At 39.7% G+C, this 15,323-nt stretch carries 16 protein-coding genes and 1 other annotated feature; of the genes, 7 read left to right on the forward strand and 9 right to left on the reverse strand.

Annotated elements, in window-relative coordinates:
- The first annotated feature begins 40 nt into the window (after nt 1-40).
- On the forward strand, nt 41-802 hold the full coding sequence (locus tag AB986_RS10015; protein ID WP_048310677.1) for a FixH family protein: 762 nt from the start codon (nt 41-43) through the stop codon (nt 800-802).
- Nucleotides 803-842: 40 nt separating this feature from the next.
- On the opposite strand, the gene tyrS is transcribed toward AB986_RS10015, so the two are convergent.
- The 3 genes from tyrS to AB986_RS10030 form a co-directional block, all read right to left on the reverse strand.
- Complete coding sequence (gene tyrS, locus AB986_RS10020) at nt 843-2,090, reverse strand: tyrosine--tRNA ligase (protein ID WP_048310678.1); 1,248 nt, start codon at nt 2,088-2,090, stop codon at nt 843-845.
- A gap of 65 nt (nt 2,091-2,155) precedes the next feature.
- Nucleotides 2,156-2,379 (reverse strand) — a binding site (T-box leader).
- A gap of 119 nt (nt 2,380-2,498) precedes the next feature.
- Entirely contained in the window at nt 2,499-3,434 is a 936-nt protein-coding gene (hemH, locus tag AB986_RS10025; RefSeq protein ID WP_048310679.1) for a ferrochelatase, read from the reverse strand.
- Between the two features lie 377 nt (nt 3,435-3,811).
- The gene (locus tag AB986_RS10030; RefSeq protein ID WP_053216115.1) at nt 3,812-4,162 is read right to left on the reverse strand and encodes a hypothetical protein; all 351 of its coding nucleotides are present in this window, start codon (nt 4,160-4,162) and stop codon (nt 3,812-3,814) included.
- Between the two features lie 171 nt (nt 4,163-4,333).
- On the opposite strand from AB986_RS10030, the gene AB986_RS10035 reads away from it, so the two are divergent.
- A complete protein-coding gene (locus AB986_RS10035; protein WP_048310681.1) occupies nt 4,334-4,537 on the forward strand; it encodes a hypothetical protein in 204 nt (67 codons plus the stop codon).
- 50 nt (nt 4,538-4,587) lie between these two features.
- On the opposite strand, the gene AB986_RS10040 is transcribed toward AB986_RS10035, so the two are convergent.
- Nucleotides 4,588-5,772 (reverse strand): MFS transporter, encoded by a 1,185-nt coding sequence (locus AB986_RS10040; RefSeq protein WP_236690345.1) that lies wholly within the window; start codon nt 5,770-5,772, stop codon nt 4,588-4,590.
- A 446-nt stretch (nt 5,773-6,218) separates the two neighbouring features.
- Between AB986_RS10040 and AB986_RS10045 the strand changes: the two genes are divergently transcribed.
- From AB986_RS10045 to AB986_RS10055, 3 genes are read left to right on the forward strand one after another with little or no spacing between them, the layout of a single operon-like run.
- On the forward strand, nt 6,219-7,367 hold the full coding sequence (locus AB986_RS10045) for an NAD-dependent epimerase/dehydratase family protein (protein ID WP_048310682.1): 1,149 nt from the start codon (nt 6,219-6,221) through the stop codon (nt 7,365-7,367).
- A gap of 30 nt (nt 7,368-7,397) precedes the next feature.
- Nucleotides 7,398-8,540 (forward strand): glycosyltransferase family 4 protein, encoded by a 1,143-nt coding sequence (locus AB986_RS10050; RefSeq protein ID WP_048310683.1) that lies wholly within the window; start codon nt 7,398-7,400, stop codon nt 8,538-8,540.
- Between the two features lie 16 nt (nt 8,541-8,556).
- Nucleotides 8,557-9,006, forward strand: coding sequence for a GtrA family protein (locus AB986_RS10055; RefSeq protein WP_048310684.1), 450 nt, complete (start codon nt 8,557-8,559; stop codon nt 9,004-9,006).
- A 33-nt stretch (nt 9,007-9,039) separates the two neighbouring features.
- Here AB986_RS10055 and AB986_RS10060 read toward each other — a convergent pair whose 3' ends face one another.
- Both AB986_RS10060 and AB986_RS10065 read right to left on the reverse strand, forming a co-directional pair.
- Nucleotides 9,040-9,873: a DUF368 domain-containing protein gene (locus tag AB986_RS10060; RefSeq protein ID WP_048310685.1), complete on the reverse strand. Its 834-nt coding sequence runs from the start codon at nt 9,871-9,873 to the stop codon at nt 9,040-9,042.
- Nucleotides 9,874-9,933: 60 nt separating this feature from the next.
- Nucleotides 9,934-10,389, reverse strand: a complete 456-nt coding sequence (locus AB986_RS10065; protein ID WP_048310686.1) for a GNAT family N-acetyltransferase — start codon at nt 10,387-10,389, stop codon at nt 9,934-9,936.
- A 157-nt stretch (nt 10,390-10,546) separates the two neighbouring features.
- On the opposite strand from AB986_RS10065, the gene AB986_RS10070 reads away from it, so the two are divergent.
- A complete protein-coding gene (locus AB986_RS10070; protein ID WP_048310687.1) occupies nt 10,547-11,431 on the forward strand; it encodes a DMT family transporter in 885 nt (294 codons plus the stop codon).
- A 296-nt stretch (nt 11,432-11,727) separates the two neighbouring features.
- On the opposite strand, the gene AB986_RS10075 is transcribed toward AB986_RS10070, so the two are convergent.
- The 3 genes from AB986_RS10075 to fabG all read right to left on the reverse strand — a co-directional run bounded on the left by AB986_RS10075 (nt 11,728) and on the right by fabG (nt 14,792).
- Nucleotides 11,728-12,114: a gamma-glutamylcyclotransferase family protein gene (locus AB986_RS10075; RefSeq protein WP_048310688.1), complete on the reverse strand. Its 387-nt coding sequence runs from the start codon at nt 12,112-12,114 to the stop codon at nt 11,728-11,730.
- Between the two features lie 82 nt (nt 12,115-12,196).
- Nucleotides 12,197-13,918: a pyruvate oxidase gene (locus AB986_RS10080; protein WP_048310689.1), complete on the reverse strand. Its 1,722-nt coding sequence runs from the start codon at nt 13,916-13,918 to the stop codon at nt 12,197-12,199.
- A gap of 112 nt (nt 13,919-14,030) precedes the next feature.
- Nucleotides 14,031-14,792, reverse strand: a complete 762-nt coding sequence (gene fabG, locus AB986_RS10085) for a 3-oxoacyl-ACP reductase FabG (protein ID WP_048310690.1) — start codon at nt 14,790-14,792, stop codon at nt 14,031-14,033.
- A gap of 150 nt (nt 14,793-14,942) precedes the next feature.
- On the opposite strand from fabG, the gene AB986_RS10090 reads away from it, so the two are divergent.
- Nucleotides 14,943-15,320 carry a thiol-disulfide oxidoreductase DCC family protein gene (locus tag AB986_RS10090; protein WP_048310691.1) on the forward strand — a complete coding sequence of 126 codons (378 nt, stop codon included), beginning with the start codon at nt 14,943-14,945 and terminating at the stop codon, nt 15,318-15,320.
- Nucleotides 15,321-15,323 lie beyond the last annotated feature (3 nt).

The following is a 15,323-nucleotide window of genomic DNA, read 5'->3' on the forward strand; positions in this document are numbered from 1 at the left end:
GTAAATTTAGTAAGAGGAAACGTTAGAAAGGAAGATTTATATGAACAAACTTGGATCATGGGTATCAATTGTGAGCATATCAATGGTGCTTGCAGCATGTGGTCAAGACAGCACGAACGAAACGGAAAATGCGACAACCGCTGAAGAAACTCAAGTTGAAATACTCGATGTCGAGCTTGATACACCGGAAGAAGCAGAAGCTGGAGATACGCTAACGTTAACAGCTACTGTAACTCAAGGTGATGACAAAGTAGACGATGCGGATGAAGTAATGTTTGAAATATGGAAAGAAGGCTCGAAAGACGATAGCGAAAAGATCGAAGCATCTAACGATGGAGAAGGCGTTTATTCTGCTGAGAAAGTAATTGAAAATGAGGGTAAGTATTTCGTGCAATCTCATGTCACAGCTCGAGATTTACATACAATGCCTAAAAATGAAATAGTAATTGGATCTGAATCTGAGGAAAAGGCTACATCAGAAAGTGGTCATGAGCATAAACACGAAAGTGACGTCTCTATTCATCTTTTGAAACCAGACGAAATAAAAGCTAACCAAGACGTTGATTTAATGGTTCACCTCCAGAAAAATGATACTGTCTTATCAGACGCTAACGTTCGCTTCGAAATCTCAAAAGAAGGTGAAGAGAACGCTGAGTGGGTTGATGCAGAAGAAATGAAGGATGGCGAATACGAAGGAAGCACATCTTTCAAAGAAGCTGGCGATTATACAGTCACCATTCATGTTGAAAACGATGAAGGTCTTCACGAGCACACTGAAGAACGTGTAACAGTTACCGAATAAGCGAAATCCCCAATCAATCTACTGATTGGGGATTTTGTATTTATTTAAGCTTTAATTTCTTAAACTTTCGCTTACCTACTTGAATGACAAGCCCATCCTCTACCTTTATTTCCAAGTGAATGTCTGTTACTTTCACTTGGTTTATTTTAATACCTCCATTTTTAATCATTCGCCTTGTTTCACTTGTAGATCCGAGCATTCCAAGCGATGTTACAAGGTAAGGTACAGTGATATACTGTTCTCCCTCCCAATGAACTTCATCAATATCCGTTGGAAGCTTGTTTTGCTGAAATACTTTTTGAAAGGATTCCTCTGCCTCTTGAGCTTTTTCTTGCCCATGAAACTGCCGTACTATCGTTTTTGCCAAATGCATTTTCAGAGCTCTAGGATGTGCCTTACCACTTGCTAATTCATCACGAATAGAATGCTTTTCACTTAGAGATAAATCGGTAATGAGCTCAGTGTACGTTACAATTAATTGATCTGGTATAGACATCACTTTCCCGTATATCTCTGAAGGCTTTTCTGTAATACCAATGTAGTTCCCTTTTGACTTAGACATTTTTTCAACGCCATCTAACCCTTCAAGCAAGGGCATTGTAAGTACCACTTGCTTCTCCTTACCGAACTGCTCTTGAAGATGTCTTCCCATAAGCACATTAAAATATTGATCGTTTCCCCCAATTTCGATATCACTTTCAAGGTGGATTGAGTCATAGCCTTGCATAAGAGGGTAGAAAAATTCGTGAAGTGAGACTGGTTTATTCGCATTGATTCTCTTTTCAAAATCGTCTCGTTCTAATAAACGGGCAACGGTTATTTTTCCTGCTAAATGAATCACATCTTCGAATTTCAACTCTGACAACCATTTTGCATTGTAATGGAGTTCAACTTTATTTTCGTCCAGAACTTTACCAAATTGATCTAGATACGTCTTTGCATTCCGCTCAACTTCCTCATCAGTTAATTGCACTCTTGCTACAGATTTACCAGTTGGGTCTCCGATTTTACCTGTAAAGTTCCCAATAATGAGTTGAATAATATGGCCATTCTCTTGAAACTGTCGTAGCTTATTCAATACAACAGTATGACCGATATGCACATCAGGTGCTGTAGGATCGAGTCCGAGTTTCACTTTAAGCGGCTTATTCTCAAGAAGAGACTTCGCAATCTTATTCTTTAATTCGTCTCCAGGAATGACCTCACTTGTGCCATGCGTATAAACAGCATACTGCCTCTCCATTTCCTTTCTTTGCTCATCTGATAGCTGATCCAAAATTGCACCCATTCCTGTCGACCTCCTAGTATAGTTTATTGGTTGATGAACGACAAAAAAACCACGCCCCCTTATATAGTAGGGACGTGGTTTAACACGCGTTACCACCCTGATTGAAGACAAATCGTCTCCCAGCTCAAATACGTTAACGGTTTTCCCGTTCCTGACTACTTCATCATGTTGTTCGCCAGGAAGGCTCAGAGGGGTAATTCACGATTAGGCTGTACCAGTTCTCACCTGCCACTGGTTCTCTGACACTACTCACCATAACGCGCTACTGAATCCTCTTCTTTGCCTTTATGCTATTTACATTGTTTTAATTTCTAATAACTCTAGCTTGAATATGATGCGATGTCAATTCTTTTTTTCTTCTCTTTCAAAAAAGACAGCCGTCATAACTAGTGACGGCTGTTCCTTTTCTTACTGCATATTCAATTCTTTTAGAACGACCGTTGTAATAGCATCAATAAACTCATCTTGTGCGTTGGGCATTTCTGGACGATAATAGTTCGCACCGATCTCATCGGTTACTACTTTACATTCATAGTCATTATCGAACAATACTTCAAGATGATCAGCTACAAAGCCAACAGGTGCATAAACGAAGGAAGTATACCCCTGTTTTTCATATAAATCTCTTGTTAAATCCTGAACATCTGGCCCGATCCAAGGATCCGGTGTGTTCCCTTCACTTTGCCAGCCGATCGCTACATTTTTCACGCCAGATTCTTCAACGATAAGATCTGCTGTTTCCTTCAGCTGTTCTGGATAAGGGTCACCGTTCGCAATGATTTTCTCTGGCAAGCTGTGAGCAGAAACAATTAGCACGGCTTTTTCACGTTCTTGATGAGACATGCCATCGAAAATCGCCTTAATGCGTTTTGACCAGTAGGAAATGAATTTCGGCTCATTATACCAGCTTTCAACTGAATGGATAACGGGTCCACCAATTTTCTCAGCTTCTTGTTTTGCACGGCCATTGTACGATTTAATACTAAACGTAGAGAAATGAGGTGCTAGAACAATGCTAACTGCTTCTTCAATGCCATCATTGTGCATATCTTGAACGGCATCTTCTACAAATGGCTCAATGTGCTTCAGCCCAATATAGAGTTTAAATTCAATTTCATCCTGAACTTCATTAAGGTGCGCTTCAAGACCTTTAGCTTGATCCTCTGTTATTTTTGCAAGTGGAGAAATGCCCCCAATTGCTTTATAACGATCTGTTAGATCAGTTAATTGTTCTTCAGAAGGCTTACGACCGCGACGGATATGTGTATAATATCGTTCAATATCCTCTTCTTTATATGGCGTTCCATATGCCATCACAAGTAATCCCATTGTTTTCTTAGCCATGAATGTGTTCCCCTCTCATTCCAAAATAAATTACATCGAATATCTTTTTATAATCATTATCATCTAGTTGCCAGTATACCTTTTTTCCTACAAGGAATCAAAGATAATTGGCTTAAAAATCGCAACGTTTTGTGTCATCCCTATTGAACCAAACCTTTATGTATTATGCCACTTCGGATGCGCTTCCTTACTTAGTATAGCGAACTATGATCGTTCTGTCTTTCCTTCGATGCTTATCAGTTTCATCGTCCCCTACTACAGATGCTTTCATACTTTTTTATGGTAACGAGGTAGTGGAATGGGGGTCAGGCTCGAGCCTGACCCCCATACTTCAATTAAAAAACTGCGCAAACTATAGTTGCGCAGTTCTTCTTTCTCTATTTCTCCATTGCTCCGTTATGCTTAGAGACAATTTCTCTTAGATCCGTATCATCACTTTGGTCTGTTTTGAAAGCTAGAAGATACCGAAATTCTTTATCAGCTTGTTCAGCAGGGTCTGCGTTCTCTTCTTGCTTGCCTGTTGGCGTTTCATTAGAGAAAAACAGATCATTGTTTGCTCCAGCAGGTGTGCCAGGACCTTGCCCAGGATATGGAATATCCAAGCTAAGTTTTTGATCTTCTGGAATATGTTCAACTGACAATTGACTTACTGAGTAAGTCTGCAAATCAGCTTTTGCGCTTTCAGCATCGTTCTCTGTTTTGAAATAGGCTTGTAATGATTTACTCATGTCACTCAACTCCTTTTTATGATCTCACAAAGGATGGTTTCCCGATTCCGTCCTCTTCTAATCATTATTGGAGCATTTAGTAGTGTGCGAAACAGATTCTGTTTCTTCATAATGAAACAAAGATGATGAGCACATGCTATGCTTATATCTTTTTACAAAGGAGGAAACAGCATGGATAGCAAGGAAGAAACGAAACAAGCGAATCTCAGCATTAACGAGCAATTCTACAAAGGTGATGAACAAAAAAATAGTGATGAGAAAGTGAATGAAGCATTTTATTCTAACCAACAAAAAAATGATTCTACACCTACAAGCTATCTTGGGAATAGTATGGCTGCGATTGATGTAACAGGGAATAAAGATCGAGACCGATGAGAAGACAACTTTAACAGCCCGAACGCGACGCTCGGGCTGTTACTTACATCTTACAGTTGAAAATGTCGATGGTATTTCCACATATAAAGAGCAGAACTGAGAAGTAAAATTCCTGAGAATGCAAAGACAAACGGAATACTAACAACTTCTGCAAGGAAACCAACAAGTAGCGTCCCGCACCCGAAGGTTATTGAAATCAATGCACTTTGAGCACTAAATACTTCCGGTAGAGCATCTTTTGGACAGGACTTTTGGATAAATGTGACGATTGCGATCGACTTCACTTGCTCTACTATACCTGAAACCAGCGTAAGGGCTAGGGCTAGTAAAGCAATTTGAATGGAACCGAATAACATGGTCACTCCACTTACAACGAATGATGTGGTAAGTAGAATCAATTTCATGTGCTTTTCAAACAGCCTTGTATACTTCGACACAATGAGCCCTCCAGCAATTAATCCAAAAAAGAAACTTGCATTTAGGTAGCCCCACCAAGCTTCTGATTTCTGAAGAACATCACTCACAAAGATATAAAGAATTGCAGCAATCCAAACGACGTTTGCGATCGATTCTAGAAAAATCATGATGTGAACCGTTCGCAAAATTGGATGCTTCCAGATGGTTTGCCAGCCGCTTAATAGCGGAATTTTTCTCTTCCTTTTCTGATCTTTGATCGCATTTTCAATCATTGCCATTATGAATGTTGAAATGCAGTATAGGCCAAAGGTAAGCCAAATCACAAATGAGCCAGAAGTGAAGGCAACAATGATGCCTCCAACAGCCCACCCTCCAAATTGGATCGACTGATCAACTACTGCTACAAAGCTATTTGCTTGTGTAAGCTCTGATTCTTTCACAATCATAGGTAGCATGGCATTTCGAGCAGGTGCTGCCCAACCGTCAAGAAAAGCAATGATAAATGCGAGCATAAACACGACTTCTAGTTCTGGTACATACAGTAAAAAAGAAGCACCAAGGATACCTAAAACGATTGTTTTTAATCCTTGAGACCAGACCAACATTCCTTTTAAGGCGAAATGACTCAACATGAGTGGTGCACCCATTCCACTGATAAACCGTGCTAAGGTTATCGTGAAAGGCAAAAGTGATAAATAGAGAGCGGATTCTGTTGATTGATAAAGAATTGCGATTAACGCAACAATATAAAGAACGTCCCCCGTATTGGCGCACGCTTGACCAATCCACAGAAAACGAAACGAACGTAACCTCATCATAACTACCCCTTTTTGATATTCTTTCATTTTTTAAGGGTAGGTGAGTTACATAGGGTCTATCACTCCTTTTCCTCCATTTATCGCATGACTCTCTTATTAGGCAATTGGAATTGTTACATTCATTGGAGGGGAAGTTATGTAGGGTACGTTTAAAATTCATATATACATTATCTACTTATTTTTTGATTCATTGCTTCCATCTTACCATAATAAAAGAGACATTAATTCCAATTTTCCGAATTTATAAATTGTTTTTATCGCTTGTTTCAGGCAAACTTAAATGTGTAGACACTTTTCAATTAGGGAATTACCCATTCATTGATTCATCTAAAGATTTCGTAAATTAGATGTCCTAAGTTGAATGAAACCTTGATGAATGCTATCGTAAATACTTGATAAGCAAGCATTTCCACAACTAAATCGACCATTTGATGGAGGTAAGATCTATGAGAATTATTGTTGCAGGCGGAGATGGTTTCTGTGGGTGGCCAACAGCACTTTATTTATCAAAACAGGGCCACGACGTAACGATCGTTGATAATATGGTTCGCCGAAAATGGGATGATGAACTGCGCTCCAACTCGCTCACGCCCATTTTATCCCTTGAAGAGCGTGTGAAATTATGGGAAGAGAAAACCGGCAAAAAGATTGCTATATATGACTGTGATTTAATGCATTATGATTTCCTCAAAGAAATTTTCAAACAGGTTCAGCCTGAAGCATTTGTTCATTTTGCCGAACAGCGCTCAGCTCCTTATTCTATGATTGACCGTGAACATGCTGTCTTCACACAAACCAATAATGTAGTAGGTAACCTTAACGTTCTTTACGCCATTAAAGAGGTAACTCCAGACTGCCACTTGATTAAATTGGGCACAATGGGTGAATACGGACAGCCTAACATAGATATTGAAGAAGGTTACATAAAAATAGAACATAAAGGACGCGAAGATGTTCTTCCTTTCCCTAAACAACCGGGATCGTTCTATCATTTATCAAAAGTGCATGATAGTCATAATATCCAATTTGCTTGTAAAATCTGGGGCATCCGTGCAACTGATTTAAATCAGGGTATTGTATATGGTCTGCATACAGAAGAAGATGAATATGATGAAGGTCTTATCAATCGTCTCGATTATGACGGTGTCTTTGGGACAGCCCTCAATCGCTTTATTATTCAGGCTGCGATTGGACACGATATTACCGTCTACGGGTCTGGTAAACAAACTCGTGCATTCCTAAATATTAAAGATACGATCCGATGCGTTGAGATCGCAGCTGAAAATCCTGCTGACAAAGGCGAATTTAGAGTCTTTAACCAGTTTACAGAAGAATTCTCAGTACTTGAACTTGCTCAAAAAGTTCAGAGAGTAGCAGAAGCAAAAGGCCTGAACATCGGTATTGAGCACATAGAAAATCCACGTATTGAGAAGGAAGAACATTATTACAAAGCAGTTAACACCAGTTTAATCGATCTTGGTCTAGAACCTTCTTTATTGACGGATGATCATATTTCGAGAACACTTGATACCGCTTTGAAGTATAAAGATCGTGTTCTTAAAGAAAATGTCCTTCCAAACGTTACCTGGAAATAAGATGACGCTAAAACCAATAGAGGTGCTCGTATGAAAATATCCATCGTAACAGAAACATTCCTACCTTCAACTGATGGTGTAGTTACCCGCCTTCGCGCCTCGATCGATTACTTACTTGATCAAGGACACGACATCCAGGTTATTGCACCAGATTTAGGAGTTCGCAGCTATCGGAATATTCGGTTTGATGGTGTTCAACCTCGTACATTCATCTTTTATAAACATCGCAAATTCGGAATGCCTACACGTTCAATTAAAACGTATCTTGAAGACTTTGATCCAGATCTCGTTCACGTGGTTAATCCTGCTTTTATGGGTTACTCAGGGATAAAGTACGGTAGGAGACTTGGCGTTCCACTGATTGCTTCTTATCACACGCATGTTCCAAAATATGCTAACTATTACAACGTTTCATGGTCAGAGCCGTTGCTCTGGTGGCATTTTAGAAGAATGCATAATAAAGCGGATATTAATTTATGCACGTCTCAGGCGATTCTAGAAGAATTGGAAGAACAAAACTTCTATAACGTGCATCTTTGGAAACGCGGCGTTGATACAGACCGATTCAATCCAGAGCACCGTAACGAAAAAATGCGACAGCGTCTTACGAATGGGAATCCCGATAAAACACTGCTACTTTTTGTAGGGCGACTCGCCTTCGAAAAGGAAATTGATTCACTAATTCCTATGCTTGAGCAAAAGCCCGATGCCCATCTTGCCATCGTTGGAGATGGTCCTTACAGAGAAGAACTGGAGAAGAACTTTGCACATCTTAACAATGTGACGTTCACTGGTTTTCTTCATGGTGAAGAATTAGATCAAGCCTACGCTTCGTCTGATGCTTTCATGTTCCCATCAACTACTGAGACATTAGGTCTTGTCATTCTAGAAGCCATGGCGAGTGGACTACCAGTTATTGCCGCTAAGTCTGGACCAACGAACGAACAAGTCGAAGATGGGTCCACTGGTCTTCTCTATCGTTCTGGTCCAAATGGAAATCTGACGGAGGTAGTTAACCGCCTTGATGAGTTTGGACTATTAGAGAAAATGTCCAAAGAAGCATTTGCTCATTCAAGGGACTATGGATGGAGAGGTCCAGCACAACAGCTTCTAGATTTCTACGAATCAGCCATTGAGCTCAAGCAAAATGACGAACAGCAGGCGATCCAATAGATAGAAGGTTGAGTTTATGAAGCAATCGGGAATTGGCAAGGGTTCAAAACAAGTTATGAGTTTCAGTGCGATCGGTGTCATGAACGCTTTAGTCGACATCGGCGCACTGAATCTACTCATGCTTTTCTTTCCAACGGATGATCGAATCCAGCTTATTGTCTACAATACAATTGCATATACGCTAGCAATTACGAACAGTTACTTTTGGAATGCAAAGTTAACATTCCCCTCAAAAGCTATCCATGATCGAAAACAGGTGCTCTTATTTCTCGTACAAGCAATCATCGCGCTTGGCATCAGTAACCTTGTTTTTTATGGTGCCCTTCTTATTTTTGAATGGCTAACATTCCCACGGTACATTGAACGTAACATTTCAAAAGGACTCGCCATGCTACTCTCTTCAGCTTCTAGCTTTTTCATGATGAAACACCTGGTCTTTCCACGAACGAAACAAAAGCATGATTAAAAAACCCACAGAACATTTCTGTGGGTTTTTGCATTAGTCTGTATTTCCTTGCTTATGCTCGATTTTACCTAGAATAAAGGCTGCTCCGAGTCCTAGAAGTAGCGTTACTACACTTGCTATTCCAAGCATGATATCAGACTTAAAGCCCGGATACAGTACGACAACTGATCCGATGACTAATCCGATCATAACGGAATAGGTAGCAACCGTATATTTTTTTAATAACAGGGAAATTAGCTTACCGGTTAAACTTAGTCCAATAATTATTCCTGCTCCTACTGTAAGGAGAAGAGGGATTTGAAAAGACGAGAGACCATGAATAACAGTTTGGTAAGATCCTAGAAGCAACAGCACGAATGAGCCACTTACCCCTGGTAGAATCATCGCTGTGCTGGCAAGCCACCCTGAAAAGAATAGAGTAACGTAATCCATCGTGCTTAACGATTTCATTATTTCTCCAGAGCCCTCTCCTTTTAGGAACAAAGTTGAAGCAATTAGCACAGCTGCTAAAAGTAACAATCCATAGTGAACAGGTTCAAACGTTTTCTTGTATTCTACCTTTCTTAGTAAAAAAGGTACAACCCCAATAATTAAACCAATAAAGAAAAAGAAAGTCGGTTGTGGATAATCGTTAAGAAGTTTCTCCATTAACTGACTAACAAGAAGTAAAGCAAGTCCAACACCTATTAGAAGAGGAATGAAAAATCCTAATTCTTTCTTCCACTTCTTGCTCATTAATCCATTAATTCCACTTATTAATCTTCTGTAGATCCCGAGCACCATTGCAATTGTTCCTCCGCTTACGCCTGGAATTAAATCGCTAACACCCATTAATAAGCCTCTATATATATTTCGCCACACAAACATGTCAGTCTTTCTCCTTTTCCTATGCTTCTACTACACACATTACCCAAACGAAGCATGTCACTAACCGATCTTTGCTTCTTTTTTCATGTGAGTAAGAAAAACACCTTTAACTGGTTCCGATCTCTCGGCCTCTTGAAAGCCGAATTTCTCATAGAATTTCACTGCAGGAACATTATCGGCACCGGTACTCACTACAAAATCTTTATCGTTCGTAACAAGGAGATACTCCATTATCTCTTTTGCGACCCCCATCCGAAAATAATCCGGATGTACAACGAGTCTGCAAATTCTAATGGTACCTTTTATGTGTTCAAATGATAGAACACCTGCTACCTCCCCGTCCCTATAACAGCCAATAAATGTTTCATCGCTCATTTGGATTGAGGCAACCGTCTCACTCAATTGAGGAATACCGTCAAAATTAATGATCTCTGCTTCTTTACGATAAGCGGGAAGTTGAACATTTAAAATTTGTTTAGCTGTATCTGCGTTTTGATGATTTAATAGTTTAATCATGCAATCGGCCTCTTTTCTTTATTTCCTACTATACCAAGCTTTTCTCGAATTTATCAATGTTGTGACGATTAGGACAATAAGTCTGGTAGTTGAAAAGTAGGATCGCTTTACAGTAAAGTGATAGAAGTGATTTGTGAATGTTTACAGGAGGAATATAATGAGCGATCGTAATAAAGGAATTATACTGCTGCTAATATCATCTTTTGGCTTCGCGATGATGGCAGCGTTCGTAAAACTTTCAGGTGATGTGCCGACCATTCAAAAAACGATGTTTCGAAATGCCGTCTCAGCCATTATTTCATTCGGCTTCGTTATGTATTACAAAGAACGGCTTTTCGGTAAAAAAGAGAACCAAAAGTTCTTACTTCTAAGGTCAGCGCTTGGGACGTTAGGAATTATTTTTTACTTCTATGCAATAGACCATCTAGTACTGTCAGATGCCGACATGTTAAACAAGCTTAGCCCGTTTTTGCTTATTATTTTCTCAGCCATCTTTTTAAAAGAAAAAGCCAAGCGCTTTCAGATTAGCGCCATTATCATTGCCTTTATCGGCACATTGTTAATCATTAAACCACAGTTCTCTGTGGAAACCATACCATATATTTCTGGGCTATTGTCCGCTATTTTCGCAGCTGGAGCTTATACCGTTCTAAGAGTACTTGGACAGCGAGAGAAATTCTATACAGTTGTTTTCTATTTCTCGTTTTTTTCAACTGTTGTTCTCTTACCATTTGTGATTATGTTCTATGAGCCAATGGAAACGCGTCAGCTCATTTACTTACTCTTAGCCGGTGTATTTGCAACTCTTGGACAATTCGGATTAACGATTGCTTACAAATTTGCACCTGCTCGTGAAATTTCGATCTTCTTCTATTCAACCGTTGTGTATTCAGCGTTGATTAGCATCGTATTGTTCGGACAAATACCAGATGCATGGAGCATTCTCGGATACGTGATCATTTTCTCTGCCTCATTTTATATGTTCATGCGAAATAACCGTGAAGCAAAATTTGAGAAAAGAGAGCTACAAACATCTAATTAAATGAAATGCTGAGTTCTTTTAGTCTGTTTTCGTAGACATTGTTACTATTAGAGGAGTGGTTGATTTCCACTCAAGGACGCTTTCCGCGGGGCGGGCGGTGAGCACCTTCCGCTCCAATCAACTTTGATGTGTGAATTTCTTTATTCATAAACCTCTTTCAAATACAACAATCTTTAATAAAAAGAGCCTTCTTTAAAGACGAGTGTTAAATTCTAACTAAATTTAGCACTCGTTTTTTTCTAATATATCTAAAACTCTAACTCATCTCATAAGCTACTTCATTTTATTTCACATAATTAAGATGACTTGTTTTGATATGGAACCCAATCCCCTCCTTCAATTTTAATGAAATGGTCTTCTGTATCTCGCATAACGTACGTAATGGCTTCGTAAGTTCCATTCTCGCTCTCAATTCTCTGTACAATTCGATCATACAAATTATGATCACGTCCTTCTTGAAATCCTTCTAGAATATCAATCCGTTCAAGAAGCTGCTCATTTACTTCGTATAGTTCTCCATATACCTCTTCTTCAACTGACTCAATTAACGCGGGATAGCCGTTTCTTGTATCGTAGAGCATACCTTTTGTCCAACTATTTCGTTCTTTTAGTACCGCGCCCTGTATCACTTCATGATTGCTTTCTCCATACCTTAAAGTTCCATAACAAAAGACTAGATTCACTCTTATTCGTCCACCTCTCCACTGTTTACGATTAATCTTATGCAGACAAAAAGCCCGCCATAAGCGGACTTTCCTACTCTTATTAGAAAATTCTCTTTAGCGCTTTCTTCAATGGCGGCATGTCGATTTCCTGCTCTTCAAATGCTTTTTTCAGCATATATTTCGAATAGCTTGCCGCCTGTTCGTACGTAATTTTGCCTGGAAGCGGCGGTTGTTCTTCAATCACTATATCAACAATGGCAGGTTTTGTTGATTTTGCTGCCCTTTCAAACGCTGGCAATAGTTCTTCGTATTTCTCGACACGGTAGCCTTCACCGCCCGCTGTTTCAGCAAATGCAGCAAAATTAAAGTCTTTTAATTCTGTCTCAAAATCGATATTTCCAATTTCCTGCTGCTCGTATTTAATCATTCCTAGACGCTCGTTGTTAAGAATAACAACCATCATTGGAAGCTTATATTTTACTGCAGTTAAGAAGTCCTGCATAACCATTGTAAAGCCACCGTCTCCACAAATCGCAACAGCCTGGCGATCAGGGTGAGCGATTTTACCAGCAATTGCACCAGGTAGACCACACCCCATCGTTGCCATCCAAGAGGAAATAATGAATTTCTGGTTTGTTACACGGAAATGTCGTGATGCCCAAACCGTTACATTCCCAACGTCAACAGAAAGCACTGCATTATCATCCACTACTTTCTGCAGCTGTGGCATAATTTGCTGTGGTTTAATTGGCGTTGATTCCTCAGATTCAATTTTCTCTAGATGAGCCCACCAGTTCTTCATGTTCTCTTGGCACTTCTCAATAAAATCTCGATCTTCTTGATAGCTCGTGTGATCTGTTAAATAGGAGAGCGTCCATTTTGCATCTCCAATCAAACCAACTGTTACCGGATAACGCTTTCCAATTTGCGTTGGTTCAATGTCGATTTGAATCGCTTTTGCTTTGTCAGGTAAATAATCTCGATATGGGAAAGAGGTTCCTACCATGATAAGTAAATCCGTTTCTTCCATCGCTTCATATGCTGGCTTAGTTCCAATCTGTCCAAGCTGACCAAGGTTATATGGGTGAACATCAGGAATAGCGCCTTTACCTGGTAGACTTAAAATGACCGGTGCTCCAGCTTTCTCTGCAAAATTAAGAAGTTCTTCCCTAGCATGCTTCGACCCTTTACCTGCAAGAATAACCGGGCGTTTTGCTTCATTTAGAAGAGCAACTGCTTCATTTAAATTGGAGTCATGAGGATGAACGACTGCTTTCGAACGAATAAGTGAGGTATTCTCAATCTTTTGTTTTACCTTCTCAGCCGCAAGGTCATCCGGAATCGTTAGAATGGCCACACCCTTCTTTTCGACAGCCGTCCGAATAGCTTGATGAGTTAGATCAGGCAATGAATCTGCCGTTTCAACTCTGCGGTTAAATACAGAAACGTCGTCGAACATTCGCTCAAGGTTAACCTCTTGGAACTGATCCATTCCAAGCTGATCACTAGCAATTTGTCCCGCGATGACGAGCACTGGTACACCATCAGCTTTTGCATCATATAGACCATTCAATAAGTGAACAGCACCTGGTCCTGCAATTGACAGACATACACCGATTTTACCGGTTATTTTGGCATATGATGCTGCAGCAAGGGCACCTACTTCTTCATGACGAACCTGAATAAATTTCATACGATCCTGTGCATTTCGTAAATTCTCAACAAAGTGATTAATCGAATCACCAGGTAAACCATAAATATGGTCTACACCCCATTCAGATAATGTATCGAGCAATATTTCACCAGCATTTTTATCAAACATCATGACTCCTCCTTCGCGTCCTTTTCCATAAAGAAAAACTACCCTAAGAAAAGTAAGACGAAACGTGGATGACAAAATAAGCAAGCAGCCGGTTGGCTGCTTGAATTGCTCATTATGTTCTTGGACCGCCTGCTACGTATAGGACTTGTCCACTTACAAAAGAAGACTGTTCATCTGCAAAAAAGAGCGCAGCATTTGCAATATCTTCTGGTTTTCCAGTTCTCCCAACTGGAATCTGCTTCATATTGTATTCCATAAACTGATCGAATTCGACACCTAGACGCTCTGCTGTTGCTTTTGTCATATCCGTCTCAATGAATCCAGGTGCAATCGCATTTGCGGTAATTCCATATTTCCCAAGCTCAAGAGAAAGCGTTTTGGTTAATCCCTGGATTCCCGCCTTTGCTGCTGCATAATTCGTTTGACCACGATTACCTAGTGCTGATGTTGAGGATAGACTAATAATTCGTCCGTATCCTTGATTAACCATATAACTCTGCGCTGCTCGTGATGCATAGAAACTCCCAGTAAGATGAACCTGCATAACAGTCATCCAATCCTCATCTGTCATCTTGAAAAGAAGATTGTCACGAATTACACCTGCGTTATTAATTAGAATATCAATTGCACCAAATGCATTCGCAGCTTCTTTCATACTAAGCTCAACCTGTGCTCGATTCGTAACATCGACAATACCTGTCATAACAGAATAGCCTTTTTCTTCAAATTGTTTTCTAGTAACTTCTAGTGCTTCTTCATTTACATCAGCTAAATAAATGCTTGCCCCTTCAAACGCAAATTTCTCAGCAATACTCGCTCCAATTCCTCTACTACCACCCGTTATGTATGCGCTTCTACCCTCAAGTCTTTTCATTCCACCACTCCTGTAATCGTTTTCTTTATCAGTATAATTCGACTATATTAATATTTAAATTTTCTGTCAACTGTTACCACCTAGTTTAACTTGAAGATAAAAAGTGAAATAGAGTAAAAAGATGATATTTAGGAATTGGAGGCTAACACTATGAAACACCTTGTATTTTATGATGCAGAATGCCCTTTTTGCTTCTATGTAAAAAAATCGTTACGAAAGCTAGACTGGTTGAATAAAATTGACTGGGTCTCCGTTCAAGAAGTTGAGAAGAATCCAGACGATTACCCTTACATGCAATTTCGACATAAACGCATGTACGACGAGATTCATATGCTAACGGAATCAGGAAATCTTCACGCTGGGTTTTATTCGGTAAGAAGACTTCTAATGGCTCTACCACTCACTATTCCGCTATCGATACTACTATATTTACCTTTTATCGATAAGCTTGGATCACCATTCTATATTTGGTTTTCTAAAAACCGTTATGACTGGTTTGGACGATATCCAGAACCGAGATTTGAATAGAAG

It is taken from the genome of Guptibacillus hwajinpoensis (assembly GCF_001039475.1).
Taxonomy (GTDB): domain Bacteria; phylum Bacillota; class Bacilli; order Bacillales; family Guptibacillaceae; genus Guptibacillus; species Guptibacillus hwajinpoensis.

Excerpts from the sequence above, each read along its gene's own strand:
- AB986_RS10015 (WP_048310677.1), top strand. The coding sequence starts at position 41 with ATGAACAAACTTGGATCATGGGTATCAATTGTGAGCATATCAATGGTG.
- AB986_RS10090 (WP_048310691.1), top strand. The coding sequence starts at position 14,943 with ATGAAACACCTTGTATTTTATGATGCAGAATGCCCTTTTTGCTTCTAT.
- fabG (WP_048310690.1), bottom strand. The coding sequence starts at position 14,792 with ATGAAAAGACTTGAGGGTAGAAGCGCATACATAACGGGTGGTAGTAGA.
- AB986_RS10030 (WP_053216115.1), bottom strand. The coding sequence starts at position 4,162 with ATGAGTAAATCATTACAAGCCTATTTCAAAACAGAGAACGATGCTGAA.
- tyrS (WP_048310678.1), bottom strand. The coding sequence starts at position 2,090 with ATGGGTGCAATTTTGGATCAGCTATCAGATGAGCAAAGAAAGGAAATG.
- AB986_RS10045 (WP_048310682.1), top strand. The coding sequence starts at position 6,219 with ATGAGAATTATTGTTGCAGGCGGAGATGGTTTCTGTGGGTGGCCAACA.
- AB986_RS10050 (WP_048310683.1), top strand. The coding sequence starts at position 7,398 with ATGAAAATATCCATCGTAACAGAAACATTCCTACCTTCAACTGATGGT.
- AB986_RS10035 (WP_048310681.1), top strand. The coding sequence starts at position 4,334 with ATGGATAGCAAGGAAGAAACGAAACAAGCGAATCTCAGCATTAACGAG.
- hemH (WP_048310679.1), bottom strand. The coding sequence starts at position 3,434 with ATGGCTAAGAAAACAATGGGATTACTTGTGATGGCATATGGAACGCCA.
- AB986_RS10060 (WP_048310685.1), bottom strand. The coding sequence starts at position 9,873 with ATGTTTGTGTGGCGAAATATATATAGAGGCTTATTAATGGGTGTTAGC.
- AB986_RS10040 (WP_236690345.1), bottom strand. The coding sequence starts at position 5,772 with ATGATGAGGTTACGTTCGTTTCGTTTTCTGTGGATTGGTCAAGCGTGC.
- AB986_RS10070 (WP_048310687.1), top strand. The coding sequence starts at position 10,547 with ATGAGCGATCGTAATAAAGGAATTATACTGCTGCTAATATCATCTTTT.
- AB986_RS10080 (WP_048310689.1), bottom strand. The coding sequence starts at position 13,918 with ATGTTTGATAAAAATGCTGGTGAAATATTGCTCGATACATTATCTGAA.
- AB986_RS10055 (WP_048310684.1), top strand. The coding sequence starts at position 8,557 with ATGAAGCAATCGGGAATTGGCAAGGGTTCAAAACAAGTTATGAGTTTC.
- AB986_RS10065 (WP_048310686.1), bottom strand. The coding sequence starts at position 10,389 with ATGATTAAACTATTAAATCATCAAAACGCAGATACAGCTAAACAAATT.